Consider the following 18,842-nt stretch of genomic DNA (forward strand, 5'->3'; position numbering starts at 1 on the left):
AGGGGCCCCTGCTGCGGGCCGGAGGCCGGCCGAGCGAGGGCTACGCCTTCGGGGTGGGGGAGTCCTCGCGGAGCGTGGGGGAGTCCTCGCGCAGCGGGGCGCCCACGTCGTGCAGATGACGCATCGCCTCGCGCCAGGAGGCGACCAGCCCCGTCTCGTGGTAGGAGATGCCCAGCTCGGCGCAGTAGTCGCGGACCAGGGGGCGCGCCTTGCGCAGGTGCGGGGAGGGCATGCTGGGGAAGAGGTGGTGCTCGATCTGGTAGTTGAGGCCGCCCAGCGCCACGTCGGTGAGGAGCCCGCCGCGCACATTGCGGGAGGTGAGCACCTGGCGGCGCAGGAAGTCGGGCCGCTCGTCGCCCTTGAGGGTGGGCATGCCCTTGTGGTTGGGCGCGAAGATGCTGCCCAGGTAGACGCCGAAGACCGCGTGGTGCAGGAAGAGGACCGCGAAGGCCATACCGACCGGCAGCGCCCAGAACAGCGCCACCAGGTAGGCGGCGGTGTGCACCAGCAGCAGGCCGCCCTCCAGCCACTTGCGCTTCAGATGCGGCTGGCGCAGCGCGCGGAAGCTGGAGACGTGCAGGTTGAAGCCTTCCAGCGTCAGCAGCGGGAAGAACAGCGCGGCCTGGTGCCGTCCGATGAACCGGGGCAGTCCCCGCGCCTCGGCCGCCTGCTCCCGCGACCAGACGAGGATGTCGGGGGCGACGTCCGGGTCGAGGTCCTCGTGGTTGGGGTTGGCGTGGTGGCGGGTGTGCTTGTTCATCCACCAGCCGTACGACATGCCTATGCACAGGTTGCCGACCGCGCGCCCGAACAGTTCGCTGGCCCGGCGGCTGCGGAAGACCTGGCGGTGGGCCAGATCGTGGGCGACGAGCGCCAGCTGGCCGTAGACCACACCCAGATACGCGGCGACGGCCAGCTGCCACCACGAGGTGCCCACGGCGAACACGGCCACCCAGCCGGCGGCGAAGGCCACTCCGACCAGGGTGAGGCGTACGGCGTAGTAGAGCGGCCTGCGGTTCATCAGGCCGGCTGCCGAGATCCGGGCGGAGAGCTCGGAGAAGTCGCTGCCCTGCCGGCCACTCCGGGAGCCGCCGGCAGAGGCGCGACGGGGCGTGCGGCCGGGGTCCGGGACGGTCCTCGGCTGCGGGGCGTCGATCGCTGTCGTCATACCCCTGAGCCTTCCGGGTACGGGCGGGGGCCGACAGCCGGGCAGCATGCCTGTCGCGGTGGGGGCTGGCCTCCCGGGCGGGTGTAGCTAGCTACACCCGGTTCTCCGGGAGATCCCGGAGAACCGGTCGGGGAACGGCCGTAGGGGACGGGTCAGTAGTCCTGGTCGGAGGCGGCCGTGCCGGGCGCCGCACGGTGCGCCTTGCGGAGGTGGAGCTGGCGGGTCAGCCGGATGAGGGGGCGGATCATCAGCTCGACGCTGCCGAACACGAAGCACCAGGTACCGGTACGGGTCCACTCCGGTGAGAAGAACATGATGCTGCCGATCAGGAACCAGACCGCGATCAGAACGTCGTTGGCGATGCTGGCCGCTTCGTAGCGCTGCCGGATGACCAGTTCCTCGTTGCCGATGTGCAGGGTGAGACTGCCGGGCTTGTTGTGCGGGGGCCGCTCATGTTCTGACATGGGACCGGACGCTAGTGGATCACCCGGTGCCGTGCAGCGCCTTGGCGGTCGCCGGATCGGCCGGCAGGAAGGTCTCCACGGCCAGCTCCGAGACGGTCACGTCCAGGGGCGTGTTGAAGGTGGCGATGGTGGACAGGAACGAGAGGATCTGCCCGCCGTGCTCGATGACCATGGGGAGGGCGAAGCGGGACTCCACGGGATCGGCCGGATGTGCGGCGTCGCCGTCGCTGACCGGTTCGGGCATCGGATACGCGGCGACCTCGTCGTGCAGGGCGCGCAGCGCCCGGGAGCGGTGCAGGGCCAGTTGCCGGCTCATCTGGTCCAGCAGATGGCCCCGCCAGGCGGCGAGGTTGCGGATGCGGGGGGCCAGGCCCTCGGGGTGCAGGGTGATCCGCATGGCGTTCAGCGGGGGCTCCAGCAGTCGCGGCGCCACCCCCTCCAGCAGCGCCGCTATGCCCTGGTTGGCGGCCACCACCGTGTAGCAGCCGTCCAGGACCAGCGCGGGGTACGGCTCGTAGGCGGCGACCATCCGCTCCAGCGCCCCGCGTACCTGGTCGAGAGCTGGGTCGTCCAGCGGGGTCGCGGCGAAGGCGGGGGCGAACCCGGCCGACAGCAGCAGCGTGTTGCGTTCGCGTATCGGGACGTCCAGCGTGGTGGCCAGCTTGAGCACCATGTCGCGGCTCGGCGCGGTGCGCCCCGTCTCGATGAAGCTGATGTGGCGTGCTGAGGAGTCGGCGCGCAGCGCCAGTTCGAGCTGGCTGAGCCCCGCGCGCTCGCGCCAGTCGCGCAGCAGCACTCCGATGGTGGGGGTGCCTTCGGGCTCTTCGGTCGCAGCGGTCATGGACCAGACGGTAACCGAACCCGCGTGGCACGCTGGGGCCGTGGACGGACGGTAGGACGGTCCGCGAGAGGATCACACAGCCGACCCGAGGAAGGGAACTCCATGGCGCCCCAGCCGCTGACCCCCGAGGAGACCGAGCAGGCGCTGTCCGGCCTTCCGCACTGGACGACCGACGGAGACAGCGTCTCCCGCTCCTACTCCCTCGCCGGCCACCTCCCGGCAGCCGCGATGGCCCTGCACATCGCGGCGATCCAGGAGGAGCTGAACCACCACTCCGAGCTGACGCTGGGCTACAACTCGCTCTCGGTCACCGTCAACACCCACAGTGTCGGCGGTCGGATCACCGAGCTGGACATCGCCCTGGCCCGGCGGATCGAGCAGATCGCGCCGGGCCACGGGGCGAGCTGAGGGCCGCCGGGGACGCTTCGCCGACGGCGGCCCGGGCCGGCAAGGCCCTTGAGCCGTCAGCCCAGCCAGTTCATGGTCTCCGGGTCGGGGCCCAGCCGGGTGTCGGTGTTGAGCTCCGCGATCCGGGCCATGTCCTCGCCGCTCAGCTCGAAGTCGAAGACGTCGATGTTCTCGCGCACCCGGGCGGGCGTGACCGACTTGGGGATCACCACGTTGCCCAGCTGGAGGTGCCAGCGCAGCACCACCTGGGCGACGGTCTTGCCGTGCTCGGCGGCGATCTCGCCCAGCGCCGGATCGTCGAGCAGGTCGCCGCCCTGGCCGAGCGGGGACCACGCCTCGGTGACGATGCCGTGGTCGCCGTGGAAGGCCCGCGGCACGGACTGCTGCAGCCGGGGGTGCAGCTCGATCTGGTTGACGGCGGGCACGGTGCCGCCCAGCTGGATGAGCCGGTTGAGATGCGTCGGCTGGAAGTTGGAGACACCGATGGCGCGGGCGCGTCCGTCGGCGTAGATCTTCTCGAAGGCGCGCCAGGTGTCCTCGTACTTGTCGACGTCCGGCATCGGCCAGTGGATCAGGTACAGGTCCGCGAAGTCGAGACCGAGCCGGTCGAGGGAGGTGTCGAAGGCGCGCAGAGTGGTGTCGTACCCCTGCTCGGCGTTCCACAGCTTGGTGGTGATGAACAGCTCGTCGCGGGGGAGGCCGGACTGGGCGATGGCGCGGCCCACGCCTTCCTCGTTCTCGTACGCCGCCGCCGTGTCGATGCTGCGGTAACCGGACTCCAGCGCCGTGGTCACCGCCGTTGCCGCCTCGTCGGCCGGCACCTGCCAGACGCCGAAGCCGAGCTGGGGCATCGTGACGCCGTTGTTGAGCGTGGTGGTGGGAACGTTGCTCACGCGATGGGTCCTTACGTTCGTTCGTTGTTCTGCGTTGTCGGCGCGTGTTCCGCCCCTGGGTGAACGCCCGGAGCCGGACACCTGTTCCAGGTCGAACGCGCATTCGGATGAAGGTGGCCCGCTCGGCCCACCGGCGCTTCAGCCCTGGTACAGCGCTTCTATCTCCGCCGCGTACGCCACTTCGATCGCCGCCCGCCGCAGCTTGAGCGAGGGCGTCAGCAGCCCGTCCTCCTCGGTGAAGGGCGTCGCCAGGATGCGGAACGTGCGGATGGACTCCGCCTGGGAGACCTGGGTGTTCGCCGCGACGACCGCCCTGCGCATCTCCGTCTCCAGATCCTCGTCCCGCAGCAGCTCGGCCGGGTCCAGCTCCGGCTTGGCCCGCATGGCGAGCCAGTGCTGCACCGCCTCCTGGTCGAGGGTGAGCAGCGCCGAGATGTAGGGCCGGTCGTTGCCCAGCACCACGCACTGCCCGACGAGCGGGTGCTCGCGCACGCGCTCCTCCAGCAGGCCGGGGGAGACGCTCTTGCCGCTCGAAGTGACCAGGATCTCCTTCTTGCGACCGGTGATGGTCAGATAGCCGTCGTCGTCCAGGGTGCCCAGATCACCGGTGGCCAAGCAGCCGTCCCGCAGAGCGGCCTGGGTGGCGCGCGCGTTGTTCAGATAGCCGCCGAAGACATGGCCGCCGCGCAACAGGATCTCACCGTCCTCGGCTATCCGCACGGTGGTGCCGGGCACCGGCTGGCCGACGGTGCCGAAGCGGGGGCGCTCGGGCGGGTTGGCGACGGCCGCCGCCGTCGTCTCCGTCAGCCCGTACCCCTCGAAGATCCGCATGCCCGCCCCGTCGAAGAACAGCCCCAGCCGCCGCTCCATCGCCGAGCCGCCCGACATGGCGTACCGGCACCGGCCGCCCAGGGCGTGGCGCAGCTTGCTGTAGACGAGCTTGTCGTACAGCTGGTGCTGCATCCGCAGCGAGGTGCCGGGACCCGGGCCGGTGCCGAACGCCTTGTGCTCCACCGCCTCGGCGTACCGGACCGCCACGTCCACGGCCTTGTCGAACGGGCCGAGCTTCCCCTCGGACTCGGCCTTGCGGCGCGCGCCCTGGAAGATCTTCTCGAACAGGTGCGGCACCGCTTGGACGAAGGTGGGCCGGAACGCCGCCAGGTCGGGCAGCAGCGCCCGTGCCGACATCTGCGGTTGGTGCCCCAGCTTGAGCCCGGCGCGTACCGCCGCGACCTCCACCATGCGGCCGAAGACGTGGGCCAGCGGCAGAAACAGCAGCAGCGAGCCCTGCTCACCGGCCTTGGCACTGAAGACCCGGTCGTACCGGGCGATGATGTTGTCGGTCTCGGCCATGAAGTTGGCGTGCGTGATCACACAGCCCTTGGGGCGGCCGGTGGTGCCGGAGGTGTAGATGACGGTCGCGACCGTGTCCGGGGTCAGCGCCAGCCGGTGCCGGTGGACGACCTCGTCCTCCAGATGCGCGCCGGCGGCCATCAGCTCCTGCACGGCGCCCGCGTCGAGCTGCCACAGCTTCTTCAGCCGCGGCAGGCCGTCGACCACCGAGCCGACGGTCATCGCGTGGTCCTCGTGCTCGACCACCGCGGCCGTCACCTCGGCGTCGTGCAGCATCCACGCCACCTGCTCGGCCGAGGAGGTCGGATAGACGGGGACGGGCTGGGCGCCGACCGCCCACAGTGCGAAGTCCAGCAGCGTCCACTCGTAGCGCGTACGCGACATCAGCGCGACGCGGTCCCCGAACCGGACGCCTTGGGCCAGCAGCCCTTTGGCGACCGCCACCACCTCGTCCCGGAACCGGGCCGCCGGTACGTCCTGCCAGACGCCGTCCGCGTCCTTACGCGCCAGTAGCGGCAGATGCGGGGTCTGGTCGGCGTGCGCGAAGACGGCATCGGCCACCCCGCCCACCTGAGGTGCCGTTGCCAGGGCCGGAACGGTGAACTCGCGCAAAGACTCTGCTCCTCGACTGCACAGTGACATGTGACACTGCGCGAGTGACCGTATCCGATCGGGCAGGTTGATCGGGAGGGGTGTCGGCGCAGGTCAGTCGGTCAATTGGGACAGTTCGTCGACGTGCTCACAGATGGCCGCGAGGTCGTTTCCCGACCCGTCCGGTTTCTGCACGGAACCTTCGCGAGCCGAATCGGACTGTTTGCGGGACACGAGGGTTACTGGGGGTAGGTGTGACACATGGGGCGTAGCCCGGACGGGGTGCAACGGTCGTGAGTGGCCGGGCGCGTCATGGGCCCGTCAGTGCCGTCGGCCGCACAACGGGCACTCGGGCCGCACCGGCCCGCGGCGGTGCTCGGTGGAGCCGTCAGCTGTTGCCCACCGGAAGGGACAGCCGGTGGGCGCCCGCGTAGATGTTCATCGAGGCGCCGCGCAGAAAGCCGACCAGGGTCAGGCCCGTCTCCTGGGCCAGGTCGACGGCGAGCGACGAGGGGGCCGAGACGGCGGCCAGCACCGGAATGCCCGCCATCACGGCCTTCTGCGCCAACTCGAACGAGGCGCGGCCCGAGACCATCAGCAGCGCGTCGCGCAGCGGCAGTGCGCCGTTCTGCGCCGCACGGCCCACCAGCTTGTCCACGGCGTTGTGCCGGCCCACGTCCTCCCGTACGTCGAGGAGTTCGCCGTCGGGCGAGAAGAGGGCGGCCGCGTGCAGTCCGCCCGTACGGTCGAAGACCCGTTGTGCGGCGCGCAGCCGGTCCGGCAGCCGGGCCAGCAGTTCGGTGCCGACGCCCAGCGGCCGGTCGCCGTCGAGTTCCCAGCGCGCCGTGGTGCGCACCGCCTCCAGGCTGGCCTTGCCGCACAGTCCGCACGAGGACGTGGTGTAGACGTTGCGCTCCAGCGTGCCGAGGTCGGGCGCCGGTACGTGCGGCGCCAGGCGTACGTCGACGGTGTTGTAGGTGCTGACGCCGTCCTCGTCGCGGGCGCTGTCGCAGTAGACGATCCCGGCGAGGTCGTCGGCCGCGGAGGCGATGACCCCCTCGCTGACCAGGAAGCCGGCCGCGAGGGCGAAGTCGTCGCCCGGGGTGCGCATGGTGACCGCCAGCGGCTTCCCGTCGAGGCGGATCTCCAGGGGCTCCTCGGTGACGAGGGTGTCGGGGCGCGTACTGAGCGCGCCGTCCCGGATCCGGATGACGGAGCGTCGTGTTGTGACCCTGCCCATGACCTCACCCCGGTGGTCCGAACCTCCGATGGTCCGACCCTAATGGAACGCTCGGCGTTCCGTGCACCGAGGCTTTGTCCATTCTCGGGAAGAAGTCGAACCAGTTCATGCAGAACTTCTTCCCAACCCCGGCCGCCACTGCTACGTTCCCCGTGCATTCCCGGACGCGACGCCGACACGGACGGCTGGAGGGGTAGCGGTGAGGCGCATGACTGCACGGCCCGCGAACGCGCACCAGGCGCGGCTGCTCCGCCTGCTGCGTGACGGCGGCCCCAGGTCACGCGCCGAACTCGGGGACCGCGTCGACCTGTCCCGCTCAAAGCTGGCCGTCGAGGTCGACCGGCTGCTGGAGACGGGGCTGGTCGTCGCGGACGGTCTCGCCGCCTCGCGCGGCGGGCGCCGCTCGCACAACATCCGGCTCGCACCCGGACTCCGCTTTCTGGGCGTCGACATCGGCGCCACCTCCATCGACGTCGCCGTCACCAACCCCGAGCTGGAGATCCTCGGCCATCTCAACCAGCCGATGGACGTCCGCGAGGGACCGGTCGCGGTCTTCGACCAGGTGCTGGCGATGGTGGCCAAGCTGCGGGACAGCGGGGTCGCCGAGGGGTTCGACGGCGCGGGTATCGGGGTGCCCGGCCCCGTCCGCTTCCCGGAGGGTGTGCCGGTGGCGCCGCCGATCATGCCCGGCTGGGACGGCTTCCCCGTCCGGGAGGCGCTCAGCCAGGAGCTGGGGTGCCCGGTCATGGTCGACAACGATGTGAACCTGATGGCCATGGGCGAGATGCAGGCCGGAGTCGCCCGCTCGGTGCGCGACTTCTTCTGCGTCAAGATCGGCACCGGCATCGGCTGCGGCATCGTCGTCGGCGGCGATGTGCACCGCGGAACCACCGGCAGCGCCGGCGACATCGGGCACATCCAGGTCGAACCCGACGGCCGCCAGTGCGCCTGCGGCAACCGGGGCTGCCTGGAGGCCTACTTCGGCGGCGCCGCGCTGGCGCGGGACGCCGAGGCGGCGGCCCGTGAGGGGCGCTCGCCGGAACTGGCCCGGCTGCTGGAGGACAACGGCCGCCTCGGCGCCGCCGACATCGCCACCGCCGCCTCCGCGGGGGACGGCACCAGTCTGGACCTCATCCGCGACGGCGGCGCCCGGGTGGGCCAGGTCATCGCGGGGCTCGTCAGCTTCTTCAACCCCGGCCTGGTCGTCATCGGCGGCGGCGTCACCGGGCTGGGCCACACCCTGCTCGCCAGCATCCGCACCCAGGTCTACCGCCAGTCGCTGCCGTTGGCGACCGGCAACCTTCCCATCGTCCTGGGCGAGTTGGGCCAGGTCGCGGGGGTGACGGGCGCGGCCCGGCTCACCAGCGACCACCTGTTCTCGCCCGCGTAGCCCACCCCGACGTCGGCGCTTTCCACCGACGCCCCCCGGCACAGCACTCGGCACAGCCCCGCGCACAGCACCAGGCACCGACCGGCACCATCCCGCCCCACCAGTACGACGCACAGCGCAGCGCCCTGCACCGCCCGCTTTCGCCCTGCACCGCTACCGCACAGCGAGTCCCGTACGGCCCCCTGGGACGGAGGTCCTGCATGCCCCTGTTGACGATGTCCTCGATCACCAAGTCGTTCCCCGGTGTCCGTGCGCTCGACGGTGTCGACATCGACGTCGAGGAAGGCGAGGTGCACTGCCTGCTCGGCCAGAACGGGGCGGGCAAATCCACGCTCATCAAAGTGCTCGCGGGCGCCCACCAGCCCGACAGCGGCGACATCACCTGGCAGGGCAGGCCGGTGCGGCTGACCAGTCCGGTCTCCGCGATGCGGCTGGGCATCGCCACCATCTACCAGGAGCTCGACCTGGTGGAGCACGTGTCCGTGGCCGAGAACGTCTTCCTCGGCCACGAGATCGCCACCCGCGGCATCGTCCGCCCCCGCGAGGCGCGGGCCCGCACCGCTGAACTGCTGGCCCGGCTCGGACACCCCGAGATCGATCCGGCGGCGCTGGTGGGCTCCCTCTCAGCGGCCGGCGCACAGGTCGTGTCCATGGCGCGCGCCCTCTCGCACGACGTACGGCTGATCATCATGGACGAGCCGTCGGCGGCGCTCGATCCCGACGAGGTCGACAACCTCTTCCGGATCGTGGGGGATCTGACCGCGGACGGCGTCGCCGTCGTCTACATCTCCCACCGGCTGGAGGAGATCCGCCGCATCGGCGACCGTGTCTCCGTCCTCAAGGACGGCCGGGTCGCGGCGCGCGACCTGCCGGCGCGCACCACGCCCACCGAGGAACTCGTCGCCCGGATGACGGGCCGGAACGTGGAGTACGCCTTCCCCGAGCCGACGGTCGACGACGCGCCGCCTGCCGAGCCGGTTCTCGTCGCCGAAGGGCTGGCGCGCCAGGGCGAGTTCGAGCCGCTCGATCTGGAACTGCGCCCCGGCGAGATCGTCGGCCTGGCGGGGCTGGTGGGGTCCGGCCGCTCGGAGCTGCTGGAGACGCTGTACGGCGCGCGCCGCCCCACCGCCGGGCGGGTCCTGGTGGACGGCAAGCCGCTGCGGCCCGGCAGCATCGTGGCCGCCGTACGCGCCGGTATCGGGCTGGCACCCGAGGAGCGCAAGTCCCAGGCGCTGCTGATGCTGGAGTCCGTCACCCGCAACGTGTCCGTCTCCTCGCTGCCCCGCTTCTCCCGCGGCGGCTGGCTCGACCGGGCGCGGGAGCGGGCCGAGGCCCGCCGGCACACCCGTGAGCTGGGGCTCAGCCCCGACGACCCCGAGCGGCCGGTGCGCACCTTCTCCGGCGGCAACCAGCAGAAGGCCGTGCTCGCCCGCTGGCTGCTGCGCGGCTGCCGGGTGCTGCTGCTGGACGAGCCGACCCGCGGCGTGGACGTCGGCGCGCGCGCCGAGTTGTACGCCGTCATCCGGCGGCTCGCCGATTCCGGGGTGTGCGTGCTGCTCGTCTCCAGCGAGCTGCCCGAGGTTCTCGGCCTCGCCGACCGGGTGCTGGTCCTCCGCGAGGGCCGCGTCGTCCACAGCGCTCCCTCCCACGAACTGGACGAGCACCGGGTGCTCGACCTGGTGATGCGGAGCCCCGCATGAGGGCGCGCTCCCTGCCCGCGGACAGCGACGGCGAGTCCGCACCCAACCACCGGTCCTCCCACCCGAGAGGTGACCTTCCATGAACTCACCCGCAGGCGTGGCCCGTACGCCGAAACCGGCGCCGCCCCCGGCCAAGGACGGTCCGACCAAGCGCCGGGTGCCCTTCGACGTACGGCAACTCTCCCTCATCGGCGTACTGCTCGCGCTGGCGGTCGTCGGGGCGATCACCAAGCCGGACGAGTTCCTGGCGGGGGAGAACCTGCGTCTGATCCTCACCCAGGCGTCCGTCATCGGCGTCGTCACCGTCGGGGTCACCTTCGTGATCATCGGCGGCGGTATCGATCTGTCCGTCGGTGCGATCGTCGCGCTGGCCTCCGTGTGGGCGACGACGGTGGCCACCCAGGACTTCGGACTCGGCGGCATGCTGCTGTGCAGTGTGCTGGTCGGCGTCGGCTGCGGCCTGGTCAACGGGCTGCTGATCGCCTACGGGCCGATGGTGCCCTTCATCGCCACCCTCGCCATGCTGGCCTCGGCCCGCGGCCTGGCACTGCAGATCAGCGACGGCAAGACACAGGTCGTCACCGTCGAGTCCGTGCTGGACCTGGGCGTCAAGGACTCCTACGTGCTGGGCGTCCCGCCGATCGTGCTCGTCTTCGCCGTCGTCTGCGTCCTGGGCTGGCTGCTGCTCAACCGCACCACGTTCGGCCGTCGCACCGTGGCCGTCGGCGGCAACGCGGAGGCCTCCCGGCTGGCGGGCATCGCCGTCAAACGGCAGCGGCTGCTGCTGTATCTGCTCTCCGGGCTGTGCTGCGGCATCGCCGCGTTCATGCTGGTGATCCTCACCGGCTCGGGCCAGAACACCAACGGCAACCTGTACGAACTCGACGCCATCGCCGCGGCGATCATCGGCGGCACGCTGCTCAGCGGCGGTCGCGGCACCATCCTCGGCTCGGTGCTCGGCGTCCTGGTCTTCACCACCATCACCAACCTGTTCGCCCTCAACAACCTCCAGACGGACATCCAGCAGATCGCCAAGGGCGCGATCATCGTCGCGGCCGTCCTGGTCCAGAAGGGTCGTTCCTCCTCATGACTGACAACCCACGCGCACCCCGTACGGCAACCAGCCGCAGAAACATGCTCTTCGGCACCGCGGCAGCGGGCGCGGCCCTGCTGGCCGCGGGCTGCACCAGCAACGAGAACAACGACGACAGCAAGGAGTCGGCGGGCGCCGACGTCGCCGACTCCAAGCCCGGCAAGAAGGTCACCATCGGCTTCGCCGGGCCGCAGGCCGACCACGGCTGGCTCAACGCCATCACCACCCAGGCCAAGAACCGGGCCGAGAAGTACCAGGACGTCACCCTGGAGGCCACCGAGGGCTCCAACGACAACGCCACCCAGGTCGGCCAGATCGAGACGCTCATCAACAAGAAGGTCGACGTGCTCGTCGTGCTGCCGGCCGACGGCAAGGCGCTCACCCAGGTCGGCCTCAAGGCGATGCGCGCCGGGATACCCGTCGTCAACCTCGACCGGATCTTCTCCTCGCAGCAGGCGTACCGCTGCTGGATCGGGGGCGACAACTACGGCATGGGCCTCAACGCCGGGCACTACATCGGCGAACAGCTCAAGGACAAGAAGAACGCCAAGGTCGTCGAACTGGCCGGGATCGACAGCCTGGAGCTGACCCAGGAGCGCACCAAGGGATTCGACGACGCGCTCAAGAACTACCCCAACATCAAGAAGGTCGCCCGGCAGGCCGCCGAGTTCACCGTCGAGTCCGGGCAGAAGAAGATGTCCCAACTCCTCCAGGCGCAAAGCAGCTTCGACGCGCTGTGGAACCACGACGACGACCAGGGCGTCGGCGCCGAGCGCGCCATCAAGCAGGCCGGCCGGGACGAGTTCCTGATGGTCGGCGGCGCCGGCTCCAAGCGCGTCATGCAGGCCATCAAGGACGACGACAGCGTCGTCAAGGCGACCGTCCTCTACCCGCCGACCATGGCCGCCTCCGCCATCGACCTGGCCCGCGCGCTCGGCCAGGGCAAGGGCATCGCCGGTATGGCCGAGTACGAGATCCCCGCCCACGTCACGCTCTACTCGGCGGTGGTGACCAAGAAGAACGTCGACGAGTACCTCCCGATCGGCTTCACCTGACAGTGCGGGCCCTCGGCCCTGCCCGCCGGGGCCGTCCGCCGCACAGCCCCGACCGCTGACGCAGATCTGCGGGTACCCCCCGGCCGACGGCCGGGGGAGACCCCGAAGAGGGAGGACCTCAATGCCGTACGACAGCACCGCGCCCGCCGCCGCGCCGCCTTTGGGGGTGGGCATGGTCGGCTACGCCTTCATGGGACAGGCGCACTCGCAGGGCTGGCGCACCGTGGGGCGGGTCTTCGACCTGCCGCTGAGTCCCGCGCTGGCCGCCGTGTGCGGGCGTGACCCGGCGGCCGTGCGCGCCGCGGCCGGACGGCTGGGCTGGGCCGCCGCCGAGACCGACTGGCGGGCGCTGATCGCCCGCCCGGACGTCCAGCTCGTCGACATCTGCACCCCCGGCGACAGCCACGCCGAGATCGCCGTCGCCGCGCTGGAGGCGGGCAAGCACGTGCTGTGCGAGAAGCCGCTGGCCAACACCGTCGAGGAGGCCGAGGCCATGGTCGCCGCGGCCCGCGCGGCACGGGCACGCGGCCAGGTCGCCATGGTCGGCTTCAACTACCGCCGTACGCCCGCACTGGCGCTGGCCCGGCGCATGGTGGCGGACGGCCGACTGGGCGAGTTGCGGCACATCCGGGTCAGCTATCTGCAGGACTGGCTGGTCGACCCGGCCTTCCCGCTCGCCTGGCGGCTCCGCAAGGAGACCGCGGGATCCGGCGCGCTCGGCGACCTGGGCGCGCACGCGGTCGACCTCGCCCAGCACCTGGCGGGCTCGCACCTGGCCGGTGTCTCCGCGCAGACGGAGACATTCGTACGGGAACGTCCGCTGCGCCAGGAGGAACCCGACGGCGAACGGGGACAGGTCACCGTGGACGACGCGGCGGTCTTCACCGGCCGGCTCGACTCGGGTGCGCTCGCCTCCTTCGAGGTCACCCGCGTCGCGGCAGGCCGCAAGAACGCGCTGCGGGTGGAGCTGAACGGCACCCTCGGCTCGCTCGCCTTCGATCTGGAGCGCCTCAACGAGCTCCAGTTCCACGACCACACCCAGGCCGCCGACGAGGCCGGGTTCCGCCGCATCCTCGTCACCGAGCACGACCACCCCTATCTGGAGGGCTGGTGGCCACCGGGCCACGGCCTCGGCTACGAGCACACCTTCACCCACCAGGCCCGCGACCTGGTGCGTGCCATTGCCGACGGCACCCAACCGGAACCCTCATTCGACGACGGGTTGCAGGTGCAGTGTGTATTGGCTGCCGTCGAGGAGAGCGCCGCGCGCGACTGCGTGTATACGGCGGTTCCATCGCGGGCGCCGCGGTGAGTGCCCCTGTCCCGCCGTCGCAGGCTGCGGCTGGTCTCTGGCTGGCCGCGCAGTTCCCCGCGCCCCTTCGGGGCGCAGGTTCTGCACCCTGCTGTGCTTGGGAGGTCTGCGCCAGAGGCGCAGGGCCGGCAAGCGCAGCCCCCCATGCTGGGAAGGCGAACGTAGGAGGTCACCGTGGCACGTAAGTTCACTCTGTTCACCGGTCAGTGGGCGGACCTTCCGCTCGAAGAGGTCTGCCGACTGGCCCGCGAGTTCGGCTACGACGGCCTGGAACTGGCCTGCTGGGGCGACCACTTCGAGGTCGACAAGGCGCTGCACGAACCCGGGTACGTGGACGGCAGGCGCCGGCTGCTGGAAAAGTACGGCCTGGAGTGCTGGGCCGTCTCCAACCATCTGACCGGCCAGGCCGTCTGCGACCACCCCATCGACGAGCGCCACCAGGCCATCGTCGCCCCGCGCATCTGGGGCGACGGCGACCCCGAAGGCGTACGGCGCAGGGCCGCCGAGGAGATGAAGGACACCGCACGGGCCGCCGCCGCGCTCGGCGTACGCACCGTCATCGGCTTCACCGGCTCCTCCATCTGGCACCTGGTCGCCATGTTCCCGCCGACGCCGCCCGAGATGGTCGAGCGCGGCTACGCCGACTTCGCCGAGCGGTGGAACCCCATCCTGGACGTCTTCGACGCGGAGGGTGTGCGCTTCGCCCACGAGGTCCACCCCAGCGAGATCGCCTACGACTACTGGACCACCCAGCGCGCCCTGGAGGCGGTCGAGCACCGCCCCGCCTTCGGCCTCAACTTCGACCCCTCCCACTTCGTGTGGCAGGACCTGGACCCGGTCGGGTTCCTCTACGACTACCGGGAGAGGATCTATCACGTCGACTGCAAGGAGGCCCGCCGCCGGCTGGACGGCCGCAACGGCCGGCTGGGCTCCCACCTGCCCTGGGGCGACCCCCGGCGCGGCTGGGACTTCGTCTCCGCCGGACACGGCGATGTCGCCTGGGAGGACGTCTTCCGCATGCTGCACGCCATCGGCTACGACGGGCCCGTCTCCGTCGAGTGGGAGGACGCGGGCATGGACCGCCTCGCCGGTGCTCCCGAGGCGCTGGCCAGGCTGCGGGCGTTCGACTACGACCCGCCGACCGCCTCCTTCGACGCGGCCTTCGGCAACTGACCGCTGCCACCACCACTTTTGAGCGGGGGCGCGCTCTGCCGGGCTGCTTTGTCCTGCGCGAGGACAAATTCGACGCCGCTCGCGTCAAAGGGGTTCCCGCCCCGGACGAACGTCGCTACCGTCCTTGAGGCATACGGGACCGGAGCGCGCCCCCTCCATGAACCGCCCACGCAGCGCAGCAACGCAGCACAGCAACGCAGCGCAAGGCACCACAACGCATCGCATCGCATCGCACGGCACCGGACGACGGCACCCGACACCCGTTACCTCCCAGGGAGGAACCGCTGTGCACCAACGAAATCGCAGACTACGAATCCGCGTGACAGCCCTCGCGAGCGCTCTTCTGATCAGCGGCGCGACTGCCGTGGCCGCTCAGGCGGCGCCCACCCCCACGGCCGCCGACAAGCCCGAGAAGCCGCAGGCGGCAGCCGAGTTCCAGCAGGTGACCCTCGCCAAGGGGGTGGCCGAGACGGGCGAGCCGATGACGATGGCCGTCCTGCCCGACCGCTCCGTGCTGCACACCTCCCGCGAGGGCACCCTCCGGCTGACCGACGCGAAGGGCAACACCAAGGTCGCCGGCGAACTCGACGTCTACAGCCACGACGAGGAGGGGCTGCAGGGCGTCGGCGTCGACCCGCGCTTCACCAAGAACCGCTTCGTCTACCTCTACTACGCACCGCCGCTCGACACCCCCGAGGGGGACGCCCCCGACACCGGGACGGCAGCCGACTTCGAAAAATTCGAGGGCGTCAACCGGCTCGCCCGGTTCGTGCTCAAGAAGGACGGCACGCTGGACAAGAGCAGCGAGAAGAAGATCCTCGACGTGCCCGCCAACCGGGGCACCTGCTGCCATGTGGGCGGCGACATCGCCTTCGACTCCAAGGGCAATCTGCTGCTGTCGACCGGCGACGACTCCAACCCGTTCCAGTCGGACGGCTTCACCCCCATCGACGAGCGGAAGAACCGCAACCCCGCCTTCGACGCGCAGCGTTCGGCCGGCAACACCAACGACCTGCGCGGCAAGATCCTGCGCATCAAGGTGCGGAAGGACGGGTCGTACAAGATCCCGCGCGGGAACCTCTTCCGCCCGGGTACGAAGAAGACCCGGCCCGAGATCTACGCGATGGGCTTCCGCAACCCGTTCCGGATGAACGTCGACAAGAAGACCGACACGATCTACGTCGGCGACTACGGCCCCGACGCGGGCGCCGCCGACCCGAAGCGCGGCCCGTCCGGACAGGTCGAGTTCGCCCGGGTCACCGAACCAGGCAACTACGGCTGGCCGTACTGCACCGGTAAGAACGAGGCCTACGTCGACTACGACTTCGCCACCGGCACCTCCGGGGAGAAGTTCGACTGCGCCGCGCCGAGGAACACCTCACCGAACAACACCGGCCTGACGAAGCTGCCGGCCGCCAAGCCCGCGTGGATCCCCTACGACGGCGCCTCCGTACCCGAGTTCGGCGACGGCTCCGAGTCCCCGATGGGCGGCCCCGTCTACCGCTACGACAGGAAGTCCGACTCCCCGGTGGCGTTCCCCAAGGCCTACGACGGCGACTTCTTCGCCGGCGAGTTCGGCCGCCGCTGGATCAAGCGCATCGAGCAGGACAAGAACGGCGGCAACGTCAAGATCAACGACTTCCCGTGGTCCGGCACCCAGGTCATGGACATGGACTTCGGCCCCGACGGCGCGCTGTACGTCCTCGACTACGGTCTCAACTGGTTCGGCGGCGACGAGAACTCGGCGCTCTACCGCATCGAGAACGCCACCGAGGGCCACAGCCCGGTGGTCGAGGCGAGCAGCGACGTGAGCGACGGGCAGGCACCGCTGAAGATCGCCTTCACCTCGAAGGCGACCGACGAGGACGGCGACGACCTCAAGCTGAGCTGGGACTTCGGTGACGGAGCCACCTCCACCGAGGCCGACCCGACGCACACGTACGAGAAGAACGGCACCTACACCGCGACCGTCACCGCCGAGGACCCCTCCGGCCGTACCGGCTCCGCGAGCGTGCACATCACCGTCGGCAACACCGCGCCCAAGGTCGAACTGAAGCTCCCGGCCGACGGGCAGCCCTTCTCCTTCGGCGACGAGATCCCCTTCGAGGTGCAGGTCACCGACCCCGAGGAGGAGCAGATCGACTGCTCCGAGGTGGAGGTCGCCTACGTCCTCGGCCACGACAGCCACGGCCATCCGCTGACCTCCGCCAAGGGCTGCAAGGGCACCATCAAGACGCTGGCCGACGGCGAACACGACCCGAACGCCAACATCTTCGGTGTCTTCGACGCCTCCTACACCGACAGCGGCGCGAACGGACAGCCCCCGCTGACCAGCCACGGGCAGAGCATCCTGCAGCCCAAGCACCGGCAGGCCGAGCACTTCTCCTCCGCCGCCGACGGCGTCACCAAGGGCGATGTGTCCGGTGCCGAGGGCGGCAAGGCCGTCACCGGGGCGCAGAACGGGCAGTGGATCTCCTACGACCCGTACCGGCCCGCCGACCTCACCAAGCTCACCGTCAGGGTGACCGGCAAGGCCGCAGGCGCCATCGAGGTCCGCGCCGACGCACCCGACGGGCCGCTCCTGGGCACCGCGCAGGTCTCCCCCACGGACGGCTGGGCCGATGTGGGCACCGACATCACCGGTGCGCCCGAAGGCGCCGACAAGCTCTACCTGGTCTTCACCGGAGGCGACGGCGCCCTCTTCGACCTGGACAGCTTCACCGTCACGACCGGATGAGGGGAGGAGCCATGACCACAGCCCCCCGACGACGTACGGTTCTGACCGCGGCGGCGACCGCGCTGCTGGCCGGGGCGTTCGCGCTGCCGAGCCAGGCGGTCGAGCCCCGGGCGGTGCCCGGAGGGGAGTCCGCCGCCGAGCAGCGCAAGGTGCTGGTCTTCTCCAAGACCGCCGGGTTCCGGCACGACTCCATCCCCGACGGCATCGCGGCCGTACGGCAACTCGGCGCACAGCACGGCTTCACCGTCGACGCCACGGAGAAGGCCGCCGCCTTCACCCCGAAGAAGCTGGCCGCCTACGACGCCGTCGTCTTCCTGTCGACCACCGGAGACGTGCTCAACAAGCGCCAGCAGAAGGCCTTCGAGGGGTACATCGCCGACGGCGGCGGTTATGTCGGGGTGCACGCCGCCGCCGACACCGAGTACGACTGGAAGTGGTACGGCGGGCTGGCCGGCGCCTACTTCGAGTCGCACCCGGCGATCCAGTCCGCCACCATGAAGATCGAGGACCGCGGCCATCCGGCCACCGCCCATCTGGGCGAGGAGTGGAACCGTACCGACGAGTGGTACAACTACCGCTCCAACCCGCGCGCGAGGGCGCACGTCCTGGCCAGCCTGGACGAGGACTCCTACTCCGGGGGCACCATGGGCGGGGACCACCCGCTGGCCTGGTGCCAGGAGTACGCCGGTGGCCGCGCCTTCTACACCGGCGCGGGCCACACCAAGGAGTCCTACACCGACCCCGCCTTCCGGAAGCATCTGCTGGGCGGCATCCGGTACGCGACCGGTGCGGCCGATGCCGACTGCCGCCCCGAGGTCGGCTACACACCGCTGTACGACGGGACCAAGGACGGGCCCGGCCTGGACGGCTGGAAGCAGGCGGGCCCCGGTTCGTTCGAGGAGAGCGCGGACGGCACCCTCACCACGCGGGGCGGCATGGGACTGCTGTGGTACGCCGCACGTGAGTTCGGCTCGTACTCGCTGAAGCTCGACTGGAAGATGGCGAGCGAGGACGGCGACGACAACTCCGGTGTCTTCGTCGGCTTCCCCGCCTCCGACGACCCCTGGTCGGCGGTCGAGAAGGGGTACGAGATCCAGATCGACGCCTCCGACGTCGACGAGAAGACGACGGGCTCGGTCTACGGCTTCCAGTCGGCCGACCTCGCCGCGCGGGACGCCGCACTCAACCCGCCGGGGGAGTGGAACACCTACGAGGTGCGGGTCGAGGGCGAACGCCTGCGCGTGTATCTGAACGGCGTGCTCGTCAACGACTACACCAACACCGATCCGGCCCGCAGCCTCAAGGACGGGTACGTGGGCCTCCAGAACCACGGAGAGGAGGACGAGGTCGCCTTCCGCGACGTCCGCATCCGCGGGTTGGGGTGATCCGCCCTTCCCGCCCACCCACCCCTTCGGCCGCGACGG

15 protein-coding genes are annotated in these 18,842 nt (G+C 70.7%); 9 read left to right on the top strand and 6 right to left on the bottom strand.

The features are described from left to right. Positions 1-40: 40 nt before the first annotated feature. The 3 genes from JW613_RS18620 to JW613_RS18630 all read right to left on the bottom strand — a co-directional run bounded on the left by JW613_RS18620 (position 41) and on the right by JW613_RS18630 (position 2,473). Entirely contained in the window at positions 41-1,168 is a 1,128-nt protein-coding gene (locus JW613_RS18620) for a fatty acid desaturase family protein (protein ID WP_209211931.1), read from the bottom strand. Positions 1,169-1,320: 152 nt separating this feature from the next. Beyond that, complete coding sequence (locus JW613_RS18625) at positions 1,321-1,632, bottom strand: YrhK family protein (RefSeq protein WP_209211932.1); 312 nt, start codon at positions 1,630-1,632, stop codon at positions 1,321-1,323. A 19-nt stretch (positions 1,633-1,651) separates the two neighbouring features. Further along, on the bottom strand, positions 1,652-2,473 hold the full coding sequence (locus JW613_RS18630) for a helix-turn-helix domain-containing protein (RefSeq protein WP_209211933.1): 822 nt from the start codon (positions 2,471-2,473) through the stop codon (positions 1,652-1,654). Positions 2,474-2,575: 102 nt separating this feature from the next. Here JW613_RS18630 and JW613_RS18635 point away from each other — a divergent pair, with 102 nt between their 5' ends. Then, positions 2,576-2,881 carry a 4a-hydroxytetrahydrobiopterin dehydratase gene (locus JW613_RS18635; RefSeq protein ID WP_099885086.1) on the top strand — a complete coding sequence of 102 codons (306 nt, stop codon included), beginning with the start codon at positions 2,576-2,578 and terminating at the stop codon, positions 2,879-2,881. Positions 2,882-2,937: 56 nt separating this feature from the next. Here JW613_RS18635 and JW613_RS18640 read toward each other — a convergent pair whose 3' ends face one another. The 3 genes from JW613_RS18640 to fdhD all read right to left on the bottom strand — a co-directional run bounded on the left by JW613_RS18640 (position 2,938) and on the right by fdhD (position 6,958). Continuing rightward, the gene (locus JW613_RS18640; protein ID WP_307865940.1) at positions 2,938-3,774 is read right to left on the bottom strand and encodes an aldo/keto reductase; all 837 of its coding nucleotides are present in this window, start codon (positions 3,772-3,774) and stop codon (positions 2,938-2,940) included. Between the two features lie 138 nt (positions 3,775-3,912). Beyond that, a complete protein-coding gene (locus JW613_RS18645; protein ID WP_209211934.1) occupies positions 3,913-5,739 on the bottom strand; it encodes an AMP-dependent synthetase/ligase in 1,827 nt (608 codons plus the stop codon). 367 nt (positions 5,740-6,106) lie between these two features. Further along, positions 6,107-6,958, bottom strand: a complete 852-nt coding sequence (gene fdhD, locus JW613_RS18650; RefSeq protein WP_209211935.1) for a formate dehydrogenase accessory sulfurtransferase FdhD — start codon at positions 6,956-6,958, stop codon at positions 6,107-6,109. A gap of 208 nt (positions 6,959-7,166) precedes the next feature. Here fdhD and JW613_RS18655 point away from each other — a divergent pair, with 208 nt between their 5' ends. From JW613_RS18655 to JW613_RS18690, 8 genes are all read left to right on the top strand, one after another. Then, the gene (locus JW613_RS18655; protein WP_099885091.1) at positions 7,167-8,348 is read left to right on the top strand and encodes an ROK family transcriptional regulator; all 1,182 of its coding nucleotides are present in this window, start codon (positions 7,167-7,169) and stop codon (positions 8,346-8,348) included. A gap of 215 nt (positions 8,349-8,563) precedes the next feature. Continuing rightward, entirely contained in the window at positions 8,564-10,048 is a 1,485-nt protein-coding gene (locus tag JW613_RS18660) for a sugar ABC transporter ATP-binding protein (protein ID WP_209211973.1), read from the top strand. Positions 10,049-10,127: 79 nt separating this feature from the next. Then, a complete protein-coding gene (locus JW613_RS18665; RefSeq protein ID WP_209211936.1) occupies positions 10,128-11,138 on the top strand; it encodes an ABC transporter permease in 1,011 nt (336 codons plus the stop codon). Further along, positions 11,135-12,196, top strand: a complete 1,062-nt coding sequence (locus JW613_RS18670; protein ID WP_209211937.1) for a substrate-binding domain-containing protein — start codon at positions 11,135-11,137, stop codon at positions 12,194-12,196. The genes JW613_RS18665 and JW613_RS18670 overlap by 4 nt, the downstream gene beginning before the upstream one ends. A 121-nt stretch (positions 12,197-12,317) precedes the next feature. Continuing rightward, on the top strand, positions 12,318-13,508 hold the full coding sequence (locus JW613_RS18675) for a Gfo/Idh/MocA family protein (protein WP_209211938.1): 1,191 nt from the start codon (positions 12,318-12,320) through the stop codon (positions 13,506-13,508). Between the two features lie 174 nt (positions 13,509-13,682). Next, positions 13,683-14,681 (top strand): sugar phosphate isomerase/epimerase family protein, encoded by a 999-nt coding sequence (locus JW613_RS18680; RefSeq protein ID WP_209211939.1) that lies wholly within the window; start codon positions 13,683-13,685, stop codon positions 14,679-14,681. Between the two features lie 286 nt (positions 14,682-14,967). Further along, positions 14,968-17,418, top strand: a complete 2,451-nt coding sequence (locus JW613_RS18685) for a PQQ-dependent sugar dehydrogenase (RefSeq protein ID WP_209211940.1) — start codon at positions 14,968-14,970, stop codon at positions 17,416-17,418. Positions 17,419-17,429: 11 nt separating this feature from the next. After that, on the top strand, positions 17,430-18,803 hold the full coding sequence (locus JW613_RS18690) for a ThuA domain-containing protein (protein WP_209211941.1): 1,374 nt from the start codon (positions 17,430-17,432) through the stop codon (positions 18,801-18,803). Positions 18,804-18,842 lie beyond the last annotated feature (39 nt).

This window comes from Streptomyces smyrnaeus, assembly GCF_017676345.1.
GTDB lineage: Bacteria > Actinomycetota > Actinomycetes > Streptomycetales > Streptomycetaceae > Streptomyces > Streptomyces smyrnaeus.

What these genes read in the sequence shown, in the direction of transcription:
- JW613_RS18675 (WP_209211938.1), top strand. Translation starts at nt 12,318, where the DNA reads ATGCCGTACGACAGCACCGCGCCCGCCGCCGCGCCGCCTTTGGGGGTG.
- JW613_RS18655 (WP_099885091.1), top strand. Translation starts at nt 7,167, where the DNA reads ATGACTGCACGGCCCGCGAACGCGCACCAGGCGCGGCTGCTCCGCCTG.
- JW613_RS18660 (WP_209211973.1), top strand. Translation starts at nt 8,564, where the DNA reads ATGTCCTCGATCACCAAGTCGTTCCCCGGTGTCCGTGCGCTCGACGGT.
- JW613_RS18625 (WP_209211932.1), bottom strand. Translation starts at nt 1,632, where the DNA reads ATGTCAGAACATGAGCGGCCCCCGCACAACAAGCCCGGCAGTCTCACC.
- JW613_RS18635 (WP_099885086.1), top strand. Translation starts at nt 2,576, where the DNA reads ATGGCGCCCCAGCCGCTGACCCCCGAGGAGACCGAGCAGGCGCTGTCC.
- JW613_RS18670 (WP_209211937.1), top strand. Translation starts at nt 11,135, where the DNA reads ATGACTGACAACCCACGCGCACCCCGTACGGCAACCAGCCGCAGAAAC.
- JW613_RS18690 (WP_209211941.1), top strand. Translation starts at nt 17,430, where the DNA reads ATGACCACAGCCCCCCGACGACGTACGGTTCTGACCGCGGCGGCGACC.
- fdhD (WP_209211935.1), bottom strand. Translation starts at nt 6,958, where the DNA reads ATGGGCAGGGTCACAACACGACGCTCCGTCATCCGGATCCGGGACGGC.
- JW613_RS18665 (WP_209211936.1), top strand. Translation starts at nt 10,128, where the DNA reads ATGAACTCACCCGCAGGCGTGGCCCGTACGCCGAAACCGGCGCCGCCC.
- JW613_RS18620 (WP_209211931.1), bottom strand. Translation starts at nt 1,168, where the DNA reads ATGACGACAGCGATCGACGCCCCGCAGCCGAGGACCGTCCCGGACCCC.
- JW613_RS18630 (WP_209211933.1), bottom strand. Translation starts at nt 2,473, where the DNA reads ATGACCGCTGCGACCGAAGAGCCCGAAGGCACCCCCACCATCGGAGTG.